This is a genomic window from Oleiphilus sp. HI0125, from assembly GCF_001635355.1.
The window spans coordinates 1-227 of sequence record NZ_LWGF01000601.1; the positions used below are offsets into that span (position 1 = coordinate 1).

General features: G+C 57.7%; 1 protein-coding gene. It reads left to right on the plus strand.

The annotated features are described in order from the left end of the window. The coding region (locus tag A3762_RS27370) for a hypothetical protein (protein ID WP_197469127.1) at positions 1-227 on the plus strand (227 nt) is incomplete at both ends.

Sequence of the window (227 nt, forward strand, 5' to 3'; positions counted from 1 at the left end):
CAGAGCCAGAGCCAGAGCCAGAGCCAGAGCCAGAGCCAGAGCCAGAGCCAGAGCCAGAACCGGAGCCAGAACCGGAGCCAGAGCCAGAACCAGAGCCAGAGCCAGAGCCAGAACCTGAACCTGAACCGGAGCCAGAGCCAGAACCTGAACCGGAGCCAGATGCAGATGACCTGGATTTAGATGATATTGATTTGTCTGGGGGCTTGGATGACGTTGTAGAGGAATTG